The sequence below is a fragment of the Cyclobacterium qasimii M12-11B genome (genome assembly GCF_000427295.1).
Taxonomy (GTDB): Bacteria; Bacteroidota; Bacteroidia; order Cytophagales; family Cyclobacteriaceae; genus Cyclobacterium; species Cyclobacterium qasimii.
In genome coordinates this window covers 62,717-79,048 of sequence record NZ_ATNM01000139.1, presented here as the reverse complement: position 1 = coordinate 79,048, position 16,332 = coordinate 62,717, and the positions used below count along the sequence as shown (strand labels likewise).

General features: G+C 39.1%; 13 protein-coding genes. 9 read left to right on the top strand and 4 right to left on the bottom strand.

Annotation, left to right across the window (positions count from 1 at the left end):
• Nucleotides 1-98 precede the first annotated feature (98 nt).
• Nucleotides 99-2,126: a MutS-related protein gene (locus tag ADICYQ_RS17590; protein WP_020891149.1), complete on the bottom strand. Its 2,028-nt coding sequence runs from the start codon at nt 2,124-2,126 to the stop codon at nt 99-101.
• A gap of 564 nt (nt 2,127-2,690) precedes the next feature.
• Complete coding sequence (locus ADICYQ_RS17575; RefSeq protein ID WP_020891148.1) at nt 2,691-4,835, bottom strand: cation:proton antiporter; 2,145 nt, start codon at nt 4,833-4,835, stop codon at nt 2,691-2,693.
• 406 nt (nt 4,836-5,241) lie between these two features.
• Between ADICYQ_RS17575 and ADICYQ_RS17570 the strand changes: the two genes are divergently transcribed.
• Nucleotides 5,242-5,475 carry a VF530 family protein gene (locus tag ADICYQ_RS17570; protein ID WP_020891147.1) on the top strand — a complete coding sequence of 78 codons (234 nt, stop codon included), beginning with the start codon at nt 5,242-5,244 and terminating at the stop codon, nt 5,473-5,475.
• Nucleotides 5,476-5,670: 195 nt separating this feature from the next.
• Nucleotides 5,671-7,137, top strand: a complete 1,467-nt coding sequence (locus ADICYQ_RS17565) for a Gfo/Idh/MocA family protein (protein ID WP_020891146.1) — start codon at nt 5,671-5,673, stop codon at nt 7,135-7,137.
• A 130-nt stretch (nt 7,138-7,267) separates the two neighbouring features.
• On the opposite strand, the gene ADICYQ_RS17560 is transcribed toward ADICYQ_RS17565, so the two are convergent.
• Both ADICYQ_RS17560 and ADICYQ_RS17555 read right to left on the bottom strand, forming a co-directional pair.
• Nucleotides 7,268-8,383 (bottom strand): hypothetical protein, encoded by a 1,116-nt coding sequence (locus ADICYQ_RS17560; protein WP_020891145.1) that lies wholly within the window; start codon nt 8,381-8,383, stop codon nt 7,268-7,270.
• Nucleotides 8,373-9,740 (bottom strand): Gfo/Idh/MocA family protein, encoded by a 1,368-nt coding sequence (locus tag ADICYQ_RS17555; RefSeq protein ID WP_020891144.1) that lies wholly within the window; start codon nt 9,738-9,740, stop codon nt 8,373-8,375. Before ADICYQ_RS17555 ends, ADICYQ_RS17560 begins: the two co-directional genes overlap by 11 nt.
• A 169-nt stretch (nt 9,741-9,909) precedes the next feature.
• On the opposite strand from ADICYQ_RS17555, the gene ADICYQ_RS17545 reads away from it, so the two are divergent.
• The 7 genes from ADICYQ_RS17545 to ADICYQ_RS17525 all read left to right on the top strand — a co-directional run bounded on the left by ADICYQ_RS17545 (nt 9,910) and on the right by ADICYQ_RS17525 (nt 16,193).
• Entirely contained in the window at nt 9,910-11,064 is a 1,155-nt protein-coding gene (locus tag ADICYQ_RS17545) for a sialidase family protein (RefSeq protein ID WP_020891142.1), read from the top strand.
• A gap of 7 nt (nt 11,065-11,071) precedes the next feature.
• Nucleotides 11,072-12,304, top strand: a complete 1,233-nt coding sequence (locus tag ADICYQ_RS17540; RefSeq protein ID WP_020891141.1) for an FG-GAP repeat domain-containing protein — start codon at nt 11,072-11,074, stop codon at nt 12,302-12,304.
• Between the two features lie 128 nt (nt 12,305-12,432).
• A complete protein-coding gene (locus ADICYQ_RS28935; RefSeq protein WP_020891140.1) occupies nt 12,433-13,248 on the top strand; it encodes a putative L-fucose isomerase in 816 nt (271 codons plus the stop codon).
• A gap of 16 nt (nt 13,249-13,264) precedes the next feature.
• Complete coding sequence (locus ADICYQ_RS28930; protein WP_235114789.1) at nt 13,265-14,029, top strand: hypothetical protein; 765 nt, start codon at nt 13,265-13,267, stop codon at nt 14,027-14,029.
• 1 nt (nt 14,030) lies between these two features.
• Complete coding sequence (locus ADICYQ_RS28925) at nt 14,031-14,189, top strand: hypothetical protein (protein WP_161625613.1); 159 nt, start codon at nt 14,031-14,033, stop codon at nt 14,187-14,189.
• Nucleotides 14,190-14,227: 38 nt separating this feature from the next.
• A complete protein-coding gene (locus ADICYQ_RS17530) occupies nt 14,228-15,202 on the top strand; it encodes a sialidase family protein (protein ID WP_020891137.1) in 975 nt (324 codons plus the stop codon).
• Nucleotides 15,203-15,260: 58 nt separating this feature from the next.
• Nucleotides 15,261-16,193 carry a dihydrodipicolinate synthase family protein gene (locus ADICYQ_RS17525; RefSeq protein ID WP_020891136.1) on the top strand — a complete coding sequence of 311 codons (933 nt, stop codon included), beginning with the start codon at nt 15,261-15,263 and terminating at the stop codon, nt 16,191-16,193.
• Nucleotides 16,194-16,332 lie beyond the last annotated feature (139 nt).

The following is a 16,332-nucleotide window of genomic DNA, read 5'->3' as shown; positions in this document are numbered from 1 at the left end:
TTGTTCGGATTTCTCAGGACTGAGTGAAATTTTTTTAGTGAGACGTCAGTTGATGGGAGGAAGGGATCAGGGATGCACAGTAGCTGAGTTTCCCGTCCCTAATCTTTTGGCGGTGGTCTTCTTTCCAGAAGTTCCAAAATTTGTTCTTTGAGTACAATATTGATTCCAAGGCTCTCCGTTGACACTCCATTCTTCAATTTATAGGTGTATTTTGGTTCATCATTTACCAAATTGGTCTCAAAGCATTTGAAGATAATATTATCGTTGACTTCCAATTCTTCTGCTATCTCTAAGATGTGAGAAGAAATAATGTACGTACTTCCTTGAAGCTTTGCTAGTGCATTAATTATCAGAGATGAAGCAATGGCTGCATCTTTAACATTGGTCCCTCTAAATAACTCATCAAAAATCACAACCAGCCTTTTGTTGTTCTTTAATTGCTTTGCAACATCTTTGACCCTCATCACTTCACTGTAGAAATGACTCAACCCGAGATTCAAATCATCCGATAAATTTATTGTAGTAACCAGACCGTCGAACTGAGAAATCTTCATTTTTGATGCTGGTACAGGAAAGCCTAAATGAGCCAGGTAAACCGCAATACCAAAGGCTTTGAGAAAACTGGACTTTCCAGCCATGTTAGCACCAGTAAGAAAACATACATTTTCTTTTTCAGAAAGGTAAAAATTGTTGGCAACAGCATTTTGGATTTTAGGGTGAATAAGTCCTTCTAATTCAATATGTGTTTTTATACTGTTTGTGTACTCAGGGAAATTAAAATTTAAATACTTACTTTCTTTTCCTATCGTATAAAAGGCCTCTAATTGATAAAAAACGTCAAGAAGTCGCGTTATATCTTGTTTGAGTGTTTTCCGTAGAAGGAAATCATAAGAAGAAATTGGTGTGAAAAATGAGTGCTGCTCAAATCCATCAACAAACTCACGCAGGTTTCTTTTATTGATTGTTTTTTGAATATTTAATGAAATTGTGGCTAGGTAGGAAGGAGGTTTTAACTTTTGAATTTTAGTTGAGAGTTGATGCATGTCTTTTAGGAAATCGTGGATAAATCGAATTCCTGTTTCCTTTATGTAGTAATCGTTGGATTCCCGCCATTTGTTTTTGGCAAATGAAAGAAAAGAGTCAAGAAGGGTTGCTGAGGAAATGATAACGCTTGATTCATAATAGAAGCTGATAAAATCTAATTGCTCCTTGTTAATGGTTAGTATTTCATCATGTTCTTGAAAAAACTTTATGGTATGTTGTCTGTTTATCAATGTTGGCGTATGGCATGTTGGAGAATGAAACAACTCATCGAGTTGTGCTTTACCGCCTTTTGTTTCAGGACTTCCGAAGACCGAGAAAAAACTATTTTGACCTTGAACATCATTGAGTTCAAGGTCTTTTAAGGTTTGTTTATCAGCAGTAAATGGTTCAATTTCCTCCTCATTTCCAGAAGTTTTTTCTGGAGGCAGGTAATTGTATTCTACTAGTTGTTTTCTATCAGTTATGTGTCTGCATACTCCTTGGTCAATTAGCAGTACCTGATCACTTACTTCCATTAAATTTACATAATCATGATCCGTAAGTATTATGCCTTTCTCTTTTCGGTAAGTATTGATTAGTGCTTTAATTTCAGATTTAAAAAGTGGTTCCAGAGCCGAAAACGGTTCGTCTAATAAAACAAAGGGTACAGGTAAATTCAGTAATAATAGGACTTCAAAATACCTCCTTTCACCACCCGATAATGCGGTTATCTTTTTAATTAAATGGGGTTTTATTTTATTATGTGATAAGAGTTTTTTGCGAATATTTCTGTCAGAAAAATATATCTTAATTATTTGAGCTACCGATTGATTCTTAGGAAGGAATTGATTTTGTGGAAGATAAGCAACCAGATTTCCCTCTTTAAAGGGCTTTTCAAAAACTTTATTATCGAACCTAATGCTCTTATTGTCGGCATCAGTAGATCCAAATATAATTTTTAATAAGGTTGATTTCCCTGTTCCATTTCGTCCTAGAATTCCTATAACCTCATTGGTCTTACACTTCAAATAGACATCTGAAAGTAAATGGTTAAAACCAAAGGTTTTGATTATGCTGTCTACTTCTAAGGTTCGTTCGGTCACAATTAAAAGAGGAGAAAATAAACGAATGAAAGGAGAGTATTGATAACGAAAGAAATGCCAATTAATTTCACTTTTGATAACCCAAGGTTGTAATAAAATCCCCATTGATTTGCATTGCGCTGTTGAAAGAAATATAGGGATAGCGCTAAACCAGCAGTTGGCAGGCATATGAAAAAACCATCAAAAAAACGCATGTCATTGATATAATACCAGAAACCTACAAAAATTGAGAAAGGGATATTGAAGCCGCTTATTTGCTTGAAGAATAATAAAAATGCTTTCATTATAGATCCAAAATTATCACCAACGATTCGAGCCATGAGCTGTACCTTATCTTATAGTACAATAGCTCACGTGTTTTGTAAAGCTTTAACGGTGAATATAGTCCAAATAAATAACCTTTCAAATGAGTGGAAAACTTGTCCTGATTTTATTTCAGCTATTAGATAAAGTATTTGAGTGTTTGTGCAGATTCGAATTCGTATTTGTTTTTTTTTAAGCAATAATCTTGGACTTGCCACTATATTCAATATTATTTCAGTCCCCTTGTTTGGTGTAAAGCCTTTATTTTCTTCTAAATATTTTCGCAATGGTTTTTCCAATCTCATCCAATTTTTCTAGGGGTTCAATAAATGTCGCGTTTTTCAATTGAATTTGTGAACTGTCGGCAACCCCTGTCTGCATTGGATAAATTAAAATGTAACTCGTGCCTCTAAAGTATTTATTTAAATAGGATGGGATCTTTGTCATATTGCCATGATAAGAAAGCTTCCCTTTTCTGCTTAAGACAATTATTAAATTGTCGTCTTTGCGAAAACTCCTAGCTAGAATGAGGAAGTCGTCCCAATTGCTGAATTCTTCAAAAACACATTCTATTGGATGTTTAGATTGAATTTCTTCTATGAATTTCAAAGTGTCGTTGTTGGCATAGAAAAGTAATTTAGCACCCGAGTTCCTTGCAATATTCCAAACCTTAATGAGCCAAAAAGGAAACCCGATTTCCTTTTCTGCATTTTCAGGAACGATTATTATATGTCTTTTGATTGTTCCAAACGGTTGGGTTGGTTTATAAATGAGGGTTGTAACGTTGCATTTTGTCAAAATGCCTTCTGTTAGATTGCCTAAGAATGACTCTGAAATGCCTTTGTTTATATGAAGACCTAAAATTAAGTCTGTGATTTTGTTTTCTTTGGCAACACTTGTAATTCCATTTACAATATTTAAGTCATAGCGAAGGAGTTCGTGTACAAAATTGTCTGTTGCCGAAGCTGTTACGGATGCTTTTCGTAGGATTTTCTTGGCATGTTTATCCGCCGAACCATCCATTGAATTGTTGTCAACGATACTAAGGGCATAAAGCCCATCTTTGTTATTATTTGATTTAATGAGTACTCCTAAATTGATTAGTTCGTCTGTTGTTTCGATATTGCTAATTGGAATCAAGATTTTTTCCTGGTTTTCTTCCTCATCTGCTGATTCAGTGCTTTCTAAAAGCGCAATGTTTTGAGCACCTTTTTGGGCCACAAACGAAGCAATTGTGCAGGTGAAAAGTATCATCAGGATCGTTCCATTTAAGATGCTTTCGCTGAGCAATCTGATGGGTTCACCTGTTTCGGTCTCTCCTATGATGATGTTGTACCCTACTAAAACTGCAGCCAAAGTTGCAGCCGCCTGAGCGTTACTTAGCCCAAATATCAACCGGCGTTCATCCACTGAAAACTTATAGGTTTTTTGGGTGATCCAGGCAGCAAGGAATTTTGCAGTTGTTGCCACGATTATCATTACCGATGCAACCTTTATGGTTTCTATGTCCTTGAAAAAAGCACGGTAATCTATTAACATTCCTACCCCAATAAGAAAGAAGGGTATAAAAATGGCATTCCCTACAAATTCAATCCGGTTCATTAGAGGTGAGGTATGTAGGATTAAACGGTTAAGCGCCAAACCTGATAAGAATGCGCCAATAATCGCTTCAATCCCCGCCATTTCAGCCAAAACTGCGCCTAAATAAACCATTACCAGAACAAAGATGTATTGGGAAACACTGTCATCATACCGCTTTAAAAACCAACGGCCAATAATTGGAAAAAGGAGCATTACAATTAATCCAAAAACAAGGATAGAAATAGTTAACCTTACCCAAAACTCTGTATTTACTTCTCCTGTTGTCATTCCAACAATCACCGCAAGAACTAAAAGTGCTAAGGTGTCCGTAATCATGGTTCCGCCAACTGTTATGTTGACAGCTTTGTTTTTAGCCACACCCATTTTACTTATTAATGGATAAGCGATTAAGGTGTGAGAGGCAAACATGCTTGCCAATAAAATAGAAGTTGCTAATGAAAATCCCAAGACATAAAGCCCTGTTAATGTTCCCATTACCATTGGTATGCTGAATGTGTATAGGCCGAAAACCAGACTTTTTTTGCTGTTTTTCTTGAATTCTGCCAAGTCTATTTCTAAACCGGCAAGGAACATTATGTACAAAAGACCTGCTGTCCCTGAAAGAATTATACTGCTGTCCCGCTCCATTAGGTTAATCCCATTGGGTCCAATAATGGCTCCTGCTATAATCAGCCCTAGAAGATGAGGGATTTTTATTTTATTTAAAATAATCGGAGCTACCAAGATGATGACCAGTATAGAAAGGAATTTCAATACTGGATTTGTCAGCGGTAAGGTCGTATCAAATATGTTCAATAACTCCATCCTTTTATATTTTTCTCGTACTTTTTTGGATCATGGCCTTGCGTCCACCGTTGGAATATACGTACCGTTAAGTGTATTTCAATCATATGCCAGTAACTAATTTTTGAGGGTTTAATTGTTGGTGAAATCTCGTTACCAAAGCGCTAACCAACCTTTTATTCTCCCAGTCTTCGAGTTTGACTTACATCGATTCTTTAAACCATAATTTTACATCCATTTTAAACTCAGGTTCAGTAATTCAAGGGTTAACTTGTTAAAACAGAAGGGTTCATTCGGTAGCTAAAATCGAATGGCTTTTTAATTATCAAATAACCGTATAGCACTTGATTAAAGTCGTTGTTATTTCCTCAAAGCATATTTCGGGTATAAATAGGAGAAAAAGGTTTTTATCTTTATTTTTGGTACAATGACAGACGAAAAAGAAAAACAGCCAAATAACCCATTGCATGGAATCCGACTAGTGGATGTCTTAGATTATTTGGTACAAAAATACGGTTTTAAAGAATTGGGAGAGCGGATTAATATTCGCTGTTTTACAAATAATCCTACACTCAAATCTTCTTTGACTTTTTTAAGGAAAACGCCATGGGCGAGGGAGAAGGTGGAGGAGCTTTATATAAAGACTAAGAATAGAGAATAAGGGCAATAATTCCCTCATCCTTTTAAAGGAATATTTTGTTTTTATCACAGGCATTGACCAATTATGGAAATAATTGCTGGTACAGTGGTCGAATACCATTAAAAATCAGTATACTATAAAAGACTTTTACATTTTTATTAATAGAGAAGTTAATAAATTTTAAACCTAAAATAGATCAATTCATAAAAGATGACCATGAAATCACCAAAAAATGAAAATCAGGAAAATTCCAGACGTTCTTTTATAAAGAATGCTGCGATAGTTTCCTCTATTGCATTCGTTCCCAGACATGTTTTGGGTGGCGTAGGATTTACGGCTCCAAGTGACCAGTTGAATATAGCCGCTATTGGGGCTGGAGGAAAAGGTGCCAGTGATATTAAGAATGCTTCCGTAAACGGTAGAGAGCGGATAATTGCATTGTGTGATGTGGATTTTAACGGATCGGCAAAACGCTCTGTAGAAAATTTCCCTAAAGCCAAGCTGTATGCTGATTTTAGAGAAATGCTCGACAAAGAAAAAGACATTGATGCGGTCACCATTTCTACCCCTGATCATGTCCATGGTCCTGCTGCTTCCTATGCCATGCATAGAGGCGTACATGTATATGTACAAAAGCCCATGACACACAATATTCAGGAAGCCAGATTGCTTACGCAAATGGCAAGGGACAAGAAGATCGTAACCCAAATGGGTAATCAAGGCGGTTCCAATCCATTGTTGAACATGGTACAAGGTTGGATTGATAGCGATAAAATCGGTAAGGTGTCTAAGGTACAAGTTTGGACCAATAGACCTGTTTGGCCTCAAGGAATTCCTTTCCCAAAACCAGAACCTTCCAAAAAACCAGATGATTTTAACTGGGACTTATGGTTAGGTCCAGCTGAATATATTCCCTATACTCCAAATCTTCACCCATTCAATTGGAGAGGTTGGTGGGATTATGGAACAGGTGCATTGGGAGATGTAGGATGTCACTTGATCGATATACCTTTCAGAACTTTAGGCTTAAAGTATCCAACTGATGCTGAAGCCAGTGTGGCTTCGATCTATACCGATATGTGGACTGCGGATTATTATCCAAAAAGTTGTCCTCCAGCTTCATTCATAACCCTTCATTTTGATGAAACTACCAAGAGTAGGTCACCAATAGAAATGACCTGGAGTGATGGAGGTATCAAACCTTCTCATCCAGATATCATTCCTGCTGACAGTGATATCGGAGGAAGAGACAGTGCCAATGGTGTACTGATCATAGGAGAAAAAGGAATCATTTCTACCAATATTAATGATAGCTCTCCTTTGATGCCTAAGTTGTACCTAAATGATGGAACGACTGATTTTGGTCCTGAAGTAGAAAAATCTGATGAGCCAGAATATGGTCACCAACGCAAATGGGTAGATGCTTGTAAAGCAGGTTTCAATAGCTCAGAACACAAGGCTTTGACTTCCTCTTTTGACTATGCCGGTCCAATGACCGAAACGGTCTTGATGGGTAATCTTGCCACCAGAAGTTATATGCTACAAAGAGAAAATAGCGAAGGTAAAGCTGAATTCTTCGGTAGGAAAAAACTATTGTGGGATGGTGAAAACATGAGAATTACCAATCTAGAAGAAGCCAACCAATTTGTAGGCAGAAATCATAGAGAAGGATTCAAAGTTTAATTTGATAAAAAGTAAATAATAAAAAACTCCGCCCTTTTAATTAAAGGCGGAGTTTTTTTATGGGTGAATTTCAGATTGCTTTCTCTTTAGCCCAGTAAAAGGGCAGCCAAAACATTTGTATTGTCCCGATTCAATAGCCCGTAATTTCTTTTAATAAATTGAAAAAACCTTTTTTCCTTTCTGAAGAAATAGACCAATCCACAGGAACACTTTGAAAGCCATCTTCAAATCCTTCCCCTTTCTCTCGGGGATCATAATATCCCCAAGATGCATAGGCGGAAACCGAAGCAATTAGATGGTTGAAATCTTTGTCAAAATCAAAATGATTGTCTTCATTAAAAAGGATAGGCATTTTATGGTAGCCCTCGATATTTCTGGTTTCAGCTACCATCTCCCCAATCTTTTCTGGTTCGGACACGCTATTTCCATGCAATAAAATAAAATCAGCTTCTTTCACTACATTGGGAAGGGGGATAAATCCACCTCCATAACTGGTGCTGACATAATACCTGTACCCATCCCTCTCTATGGATTTGGCTCTTAAAATCAATTCATGAACCCGTTCAGGTTTGAGGATTTCATGGGTATACCTTAAATTGCATTCATTGTTGATTTCTATGAGCAGATTTTTATAATTGTGATTATGAAGCCAATTGATTGTAAGATCCACAGCTTGTATTACTGCAGCCTCGTCTTCGAGTCTCCTGTCCTGGCCAAAATAAAACAAGCCTAAAATCGGGACCATCTCCAATCTGTCTGCTTCATCAAGAATTTTCTTCAATCGATTCATGAAAGCTGGTCTCAGCTCACCTGCGGATGTGAAAGCAGAATTGTGCCATGGTTGGACTTTATAGAAACCCTCCGGACTGCCACCTTGCAGATTAATGGTAAAAGATAACATGCCATGTGCCTTCCAATTGGCCATGTTATCTATAAATTCAGAAGTGTTTCTGTCTGCATCCCATTCTCCGGTGTCAGGATATTTCCATAGGTTAGAAGTTTCGTCGTTTAAGTCATCAAAAATCCCCTGTACCATTCTTGAATTCATTAAAAGGCCTTCAATTTCATGGCCCTTCCACTTTTGCCCAGAATACGTCGCCTTGCCATTAATATGGAATTTCTCCCCCTTTATTTTAACTTTGGTTTGCCCAAAAGATGGGGTAATTGAAAACAAATAACCAAGGCCAGCAAAGCACTGGTTATTTTTGTCCAAAAGGCAAAGAAACTGTGATTCATCATACTTCATTTGGGTCTGGGTGCATAAATGGAGCCCTGTATTTTCTAGACAACAGTCTGGTGGCTTCCTCATCATCAATGACAATGCGCTTCACAGGGTCATATGCCAATGGTCTGCCTAATTTCATAGACATATTAGCCATGATACAGCTGGCGGTAGAAATATGTCCTTCTTCAATGTCTGCAACAGGCCTTCCTCCTTGTTCTATGGCCTGAATAAAGTCTTTCATGTGAGCCCTGGTGGCTGGGGCAGCCTGTAGTTCAATGTCCTTTTCTTTGAGGTCTTCAGGGTATTCTTCTTTTTCAAAAACCACATCACCTTTTATCGTTTCGCCTTTCCCTTGCGGAATAAACTCGTATTTCATGACAGAAGCTTTAAGGGTTCCTTTGTCGCCATAAATGATGTAGGCCCAGGGGTATTCAGGGTCTTGAGCTGTTCCCCATGAGCGATGGTTCCAAACACAATCCAAGTCATCGTAGTGAAAAGTAGCCGTTTGGGTATCTGCAGTGGTCGATTTACCCCCTTTTTGAACGTATATTCCACCAGTGGCATATACACTTTTGGGCCAACCCAGTCCCAAAGTCCATCGTACCGCATCAAACATATGTACACACATGTCACCTGTGATGCCATTGCTGTATTCCATCATGGTGCGCCACCATCTTCTGTGGGGAAGGCCATCAAAAGGCCTCATAGGGCCAGGACCTACCCATAGGTCATAGTCGAAAAAGTCAGGGACAGGCTGAATTTCCGGATTGCCATTGGCCCTCATATGGTAAAAGCAACACATTTCCACATGAGCTATTTTGCCCAATAAACCTTTATCAATAATGTTCTTTTTAGCCTCTACCAAGTGAGGCGTACTCCTCCTTTGTGTACCTATTTGCACGACCTTTTTATGCTTTCTAGCAGCAGCCAAAATCGCTTCACCTTCCATTACATCCACACTGATAGGTTTTTGAAGGTATACATTTGCGCCTGATTGGATGGAGTCGATTGCCTGAAGGGCATGCCAATGGTCAGGACTTCCTATCAGTACAATGTCAAGCTTGTTTTCATCCAGCAATTGGCGGTAGTGCGCATATTTTTTTGGTACTTTTCCAGACTTTTGCCTTTGGCTTATCAGTTTACCCGCCTCATCCAATTGGTGGGCATCTGGATCAGCTATGCCTATTACTTCAACATCGGCTACTTGGATAAGTCTGAACAAATCACTTTTCCCGTACCATCCTGTACCAATCAATCCAACTTTATATTTTTTGTCTTTAGCAGAGAAGGCCATTGTCGGTACTCCGACACTCGCCAAGGTGGCCATAGCAGTACTTCCTTTTATAAATTTTCTTCGGTCTAATTTTAATGGGCTCATTTATCTTTATGGAGTTTGTCAACATTAAAATTCAATATATAAAAATTATCCCTCAGGGAAAGTCTTTCGTTCTTGAAAAATGAAATTTTAGTGAATTTTCTTTTAAAGGGTAATAACTTGTGGTAATTTTCAGGATTGACAGTATAAACCCCAATAAAATTAGATTTTAATGAAACAAAAAACAATTATTTTTCTTGCTCTAATGATTATTCCCTTGCTTTCACAATCCGTGTACAGTCAGGGAAATAGCTCATTTATGGATCCACCAAAAGTTGTTCCGTTTGCTGAATATGAACCAAGCCATAAGATAGAAAACCGAAAATTTTCTGGAATCTCCAGTTTGGCAATAGATGAGAAAAATGGCGAGTTTTGGACGGTGTGGTATGCTGGCATCAGTCCCCATGAAGATGAACACAATTATGTCGTACTTTCTTCTAGTGCAGACAAAGGAGAGACCTGGAAGGAGACATTGGTAATAGACCCTGACGGTGAAGGGATGGTGAGAGCGTTTGACCCTGAAGTTTGGGTAGATCCATTGGGTAAGGTTTGGGTGTTTTGGGCACAAGCGGTTGACAAAGATGCCAAGATAGGCGGCGTATGGGCCATCATAGGTGAGAAATCTGAAAATGGAGGTACAAAATGGTCTGCCCCGAGAAGGTTGACCGACGGTGTCATGATGTGTAAACCATTTGTACTTAACAATGGGGATTGGGTATTGCCTGCCTCAACCTGGCGTGAAACGGATAATAGTGCCAAAATGGTGGTTTCAAGTGACAAGGGAAAGACATGGGTAGTCAGAGGTGGCGTACATGTGCCAAAAGAATTCAGGAATTATGATGAGCATCACTTTATTGAAAAAAAGGATGGCAAACTATGGGCCCTGGTAAGAACCACTTATGGAATTGGAGAAAGTTATTCTAGTGATTCAGGGAAAACATGGTCTGACCTAAAAGAAACTTCATTTGAGCACCCTGCTGCCAGATTTTTTATTCGTCGTTTACAATCAGGGAATCTACTATTGGTAAAACATGGTCCAATATCCGTCAAAACCAAAAGAAGTCATTTAATGGCGTTTATCTCTAAGGATGATGGAAAAACCTGGTCCAAAGGGCTATTGTTGGACGAAAGGATAAACGTTTCTTATCCCGATGGTCAACAAACTGCTGATGGTTCCATTTACATCACCTACGACCGCAACCGAACAATCGACCAACAGGTTTTAATGACCCATTTTACAGAGGAGGATGTTTTTAACGAAGCCTACGATGAACAAATGGTGAAGATATATAACAATAGAAGAATCATTAGTACTAAACAGGATTAGTTGACTGATGCAAACATTTAAATGGTTTTGGATTGGATTATTTTCTATAGCGCTTTTTGAACCGGGTATAGTGCTGGGTCAAGAGCGCTATAGGACAGTCCTTGATTCTCCTCCTTGGCAGCGACATGCCATTGATGATTCTTCATTTGGTTCGGATGGGACCAAATTTTCAGATGTCAACAATGATGGGAAGTTTGATCTGATTACAGGATGGGAAGAAGGGGGCATTTCTCGTATTTATTTGCAGCCTGAAAACCCCAAAGAAAAATGGCCTTATATTGAGTTGCCTTCTCCAGATGTGGAAGACGCTTTTGTCTCAGACTTGAATGGAGATGGGTTCATGGATTTGATCACCTTATCCGAAGGGGATCACCAGCGGGTCACTATTCATTGGGCGCCTGCTGATGCAGTGGATTATTTAGAGGCCCAAAATTGGATATCAAAAGACATTCCAGTTACTATAGGAAAAACGAAGTGGATGTTTGGACGACCTATTAATTTGGATGGGGAAAATGGGATGGATCTGGTTGTTGGATCTAAGGATCCAAATGGAACTTTGGGGTGGTTAGAAGCACCTGAAAATCCCCTGATAATGGAAGATTGGAAATACCATGAGATTTCTAGCCTTGGTTGGGTAATGTCCATAGAACTTTTGGACATGAATACGGATGGGGAGGTTGACATTGTAATTACAGATCGAAAAGGGGATTTACGGGGATTGAGGTGGATGGAAAACCCTGGGAAAAATTTTTTAAGCAACACTTGGGACAATCATTTTCTTGGCATCAGGGACGGAGAACCCATGTTTATGGATTTCTTTGAAAACCCTAATAGCAGTAATGGACTGGAATTCATAGTACCAGATTTATACGAAGGATGGGAACATTTTCAAAGAAAAAATGGGAAGTGGGAAAGTCGAAACATTAGCTACCCTAAGATAGGAGGAAGGCGGGGTAAATCTGTTAAAATAGCCGATATTAACCAGGATGGAGAACTGGATTTACTGGCTTCTTTTGAAGTAGCATTGGATAGATCGGGTGTGATTGCGATGATGGGTTTCCAAACTGATACACCTTATTTTATAGATATTAGTGGTAAGGAAGGCGTTAAATATGACTTTATACTATTGAAGGATGTAGATTCAGATGGGGATTTGGATATTATCACTTCAGAGGAGACCGCAGCTGATGGGTCGAAGAAAGGCCTGGGTGTAATTTGGTACGAAAACCCGATCAAATAAAATGTTTACCGATCCTATTTTTTTTGAGTAATATAGGCCTGATTATAGGGAATCTGAGTAGTACTCCCAATAGTTAGTTTAATATATTGAAATATAATAGAACCAAATAACTAAAATACTGACTGATAATGAGCAAAGAAATATACCTGATTGCAAGTGGCGATTTAAGACTTCCAGCCAATCAAACCTGTTGGCAAGCACAAAAAGATATGGAAGACAGCCTCCAGGGAGTTTTTGATGACTTGGGAATTAAGGTCATCAGGGCACATAAATATGATGAAGAAAAAGGGCATGGATTTATTGATTCCCAGAAAATGGGGATGGATGTATTTAGGGATATAGATCCTGAGAAGCCATTGATCGTTGCCGAAAGTGTGTGGCAGTTTTCCCACCATGTATTGGCAGGATTGACCACCCATAAAGGACCTATTTTAACCATAGCCAACTGGAGTGGACAATGGCCTGGATTGGTAGGGATGCTTAATCTTAATGGCTCTTTGACCAAAGCAGGAGTGCCTTATTCTACGCTTTGGAGCCAGGATTTTAAGGACAGCTTCTTTTTAAATGGTTTTAAAGAGTGGTTGGAATCAGGGAAAATCACTCATGATCTAAGCCATGTAAAGGCTTTTGATTCAAGCAGTATCCCTGCTAAAGCCTTAGAAACAGGAACTGAACTTGCCAAAGAATTCAGAAAAAATAAAGCCATTATGGGCGTATTTGATGAAGGATGTATGGGCATGTTTAATGCCATTATTCCTGATCATTTATTGCACAAAACAGGGCTGTTTAAAGAAAGATTAAGTCAATCTACCTTGTATGCGGCCATGCGAAATGTTTCTTCAGAAGAAGCTGAAGAAGTTTTACAATGGTTGTTAGATAGAGGGTTGACTTTTAACTGGGGGAACCAAACCAGAGACAGAGCTTACCAGGGAGCAAACGCTTGAGCAATGCAAAATGTATGTGGCTGCCCTAAGGTTAGCCAATAAGTTTGGTTGTGATACTATTGGTATTCAATACCAGCAGGGACTCAATGAATTGACCCCTGCCAGTGATCTTGTAGAAGGCTTGCTTAACAATACAGAGCGGCCTCCGGTACGTGATGAGCAAGGAGTTGAAATCATCGCTGGTAAAGCCTTGCCTCATTTCAATGAAGTGGATGAATGTGCTGGACTTGACAGTCTGATTACTTATAAGCTTTGGGAGAAATTAGGATTGGTTGGAGACAATACGCTTCATGATTTAAGGTATGGAGAAAACTTCACAGTCAACGGTAAGGAAGAATTTGTATGGGTATTCCTGATTTCAGGTGCTGCCCCTCCATCACATTTTATAGGTGGATACAAAGGAGCAAGTAGCGACAGGCAACCACCTATGTATTTTCCATTAGGTGGTGGAAGTTTAAAAGGAGTAAGTAAACCTGGACATATTGTTTGGAGTAGGATTTATGTGATGGATGACCAATTGCATTGTGACCTGGGAACAGGTAAGGTGGTAGAGTTGCCAGCCGAAGAAACACAAAGAAGATGGGACATGACAACTCCTGAGTGGCCGATAATGCATGGTGTATTAGATGGTGTAACCCGCGATCAAATGATGGCAAGGCACAAGGCAAATCATATTCATGTGGTTTATGCTACAGATAAAGCCAGTGCTCTTGACGCTTGCTATGCCAAGGCGGCGGCAATGAATGAACTGGGAATTAAAACGTCACTTTGTGGCCTGTAACATGAAAAAAACAACACTTACTTTACTCGCAATAACCGCTGGTTTGATGCTGAACTCCTGTGGAGGAAGCAATGAGAAAAAAGCGGAAGCCCAAGAGAACGTTCAATTGGCACCCAATGATATTACAGGAAACTTTCACCTACCGGAAAACAAAAAGTAGGGGAAGGAGCACTTGTACATGCCGAACTTATTTATTCATTGGACGATCGACCTACTCCTCAGGTTCACGCTTCCACTTTGGTGGAAACTCCTTCAGGAATTGTCGCTTCTTTCTTTTCAGGAACACATGAAAAAAATCCTGATGTAGGAATAAGGGTTACTCATTTGGAAAATGGAAAATGGACAAGACCTGTAGAAGTAGCAAATGGTATTGAGAATGAGAACTTAAGGTATCCAACATGGAATCCAGTGCTGTTTCAACCCAAAGAGGGGCCTCTAATGCTTTTTTACAAAGTTGGTCCAGATCCTAGAACCTGGTGGGGCATGTTGATCACATCGGACGATGATGGTAAGACTTGGTCTGAGCCTAAAAAACTTGGAGAAGACCCAGCCATTGGCCCTCTTTTAGGTCCAGTAAAGAACAAGGCTGTTCAACTTGAAGATGGGACTATAATCGCTCCAACAAGTACAGAGTTTAAAAAAGATGATGATACCTTTTGGATGGTTCATTTTGAAATCAGCAAAGACAATGGGAAGACCTGGGAAGTTGTAGGGCCTATCAATGACGGAGTTGAATTTGATGCGATTCAGCCAAGTGTTTTGTTTCATAAAGATGGTTCCCTTCAGATTTTATGCCGTACCCGACAGGATGTGATTTCTGAAAGTTGGTCTACAGACAATGGTCAGACCTGGTCACCTATGGTGGCTACCTCACTTCCTAACCCTAATTCAGGTACAGATGCAGTGACTTTGGCTGATGGTAGACAACTATTGATTTATAACCATAGCACGAAAGAAGGCGAAGAACCTAAAGGAAGAAACATTCTTAATCTTGCGATTTCTGATGATGGCAAGACCTGGGATCCTTTTATGACCCTTGAAAACGAACCAAATGAATCAGGCTATAGCTATCCTGCAATCATTCAAAGCAAGGATGGAATGGTTCATATGACCTACACCTATGACAGGAAAACTGTCAAATATGCAGTGGTAGACCCAAGTAAAATTAAATAAACACAATTGTAACCAGATTATTGTAGGTGTTTTCAATGCCTATTTATACGAATAAGAAATGCAGAGAGATTTAAAAAAAGAGCCATTAAAAGGTATAATACCTCCTATGGCAACGCTTTTGTTGGACGATGATCATCTAGACAAAGAAGGAACTAGCCAACTTATAGAGCACCTGATAGCTGGGGGAGTTCATGGTATTTTCATTCTTGGTACTACTGGAGAATGTACCAATATTTCCTATAAATTAAGGAGAGAGCTTATTACATTGTCTTGTGAACTAGTCAATGGTAGAGTACCGGTATTGGTTGGTATTACTGACACCTCTCTTGAGGAAAGCCTGGCTTTAAGTCGCTTGTCAAAAGAAGCTGGTGCTACAGCAGTAGTGGCAGCACCGCCTTATTATTATGGTTTGGGGGAAAGTGAATTGATCACTTATTTCAATAAACTTGCAGATAACTTGACCCTACCATTGTATTTGTACAACATGCCTTCGCATACAAAAACAATGATGACCCAGAAAGCTGTTTTGGAATTGTCTAAACACCCAAATGTTTATGGGCTTAAGGACAGCTCAGGACAAGCTGTGTTTTTCAATGCTATGATTTATGCTTTCAGGAATAGACCTGATTTCACCTTGCTTGTAGGACCTGAAGAAATGATGGCTGCTACTGTCCTTATGGGCGGGCATGGTGGTGTAAGTGGAGGGGCCAATGTTTTCCCTAAGCTTTTTGTAGATCTATACAACGCTGCTGATAAAGGTGATTTGAAAGAGGTTGGAAGACTTCAGGAAATGGCGATGGAATTGGCTGATGAAATTTATGCCATGGGATCTTATGGATCAAGTTTCCTAAAAGGATTGAAAGCGTCTATGTTTATCTTGGGTATAGGCACTGGCTATTTAGCTACGCCACTATCCGCTTTCGAAAAAGACGAAATTGAAGTAATTAGAAAAAAATTGATTGGGCTCGCAGCTTATAAACAATACGTATAACCCAAATATGCCATAGTGATTTAATCTTCGTGGTGAAAAAATTAGAGCCAATCAATCGTTTTGAGATTTATATCTCTAGCTGTTTTGATTCGCTGATGAATTTACCACTGAGTGCGAGTCCTATGGCATAATCAGTGTT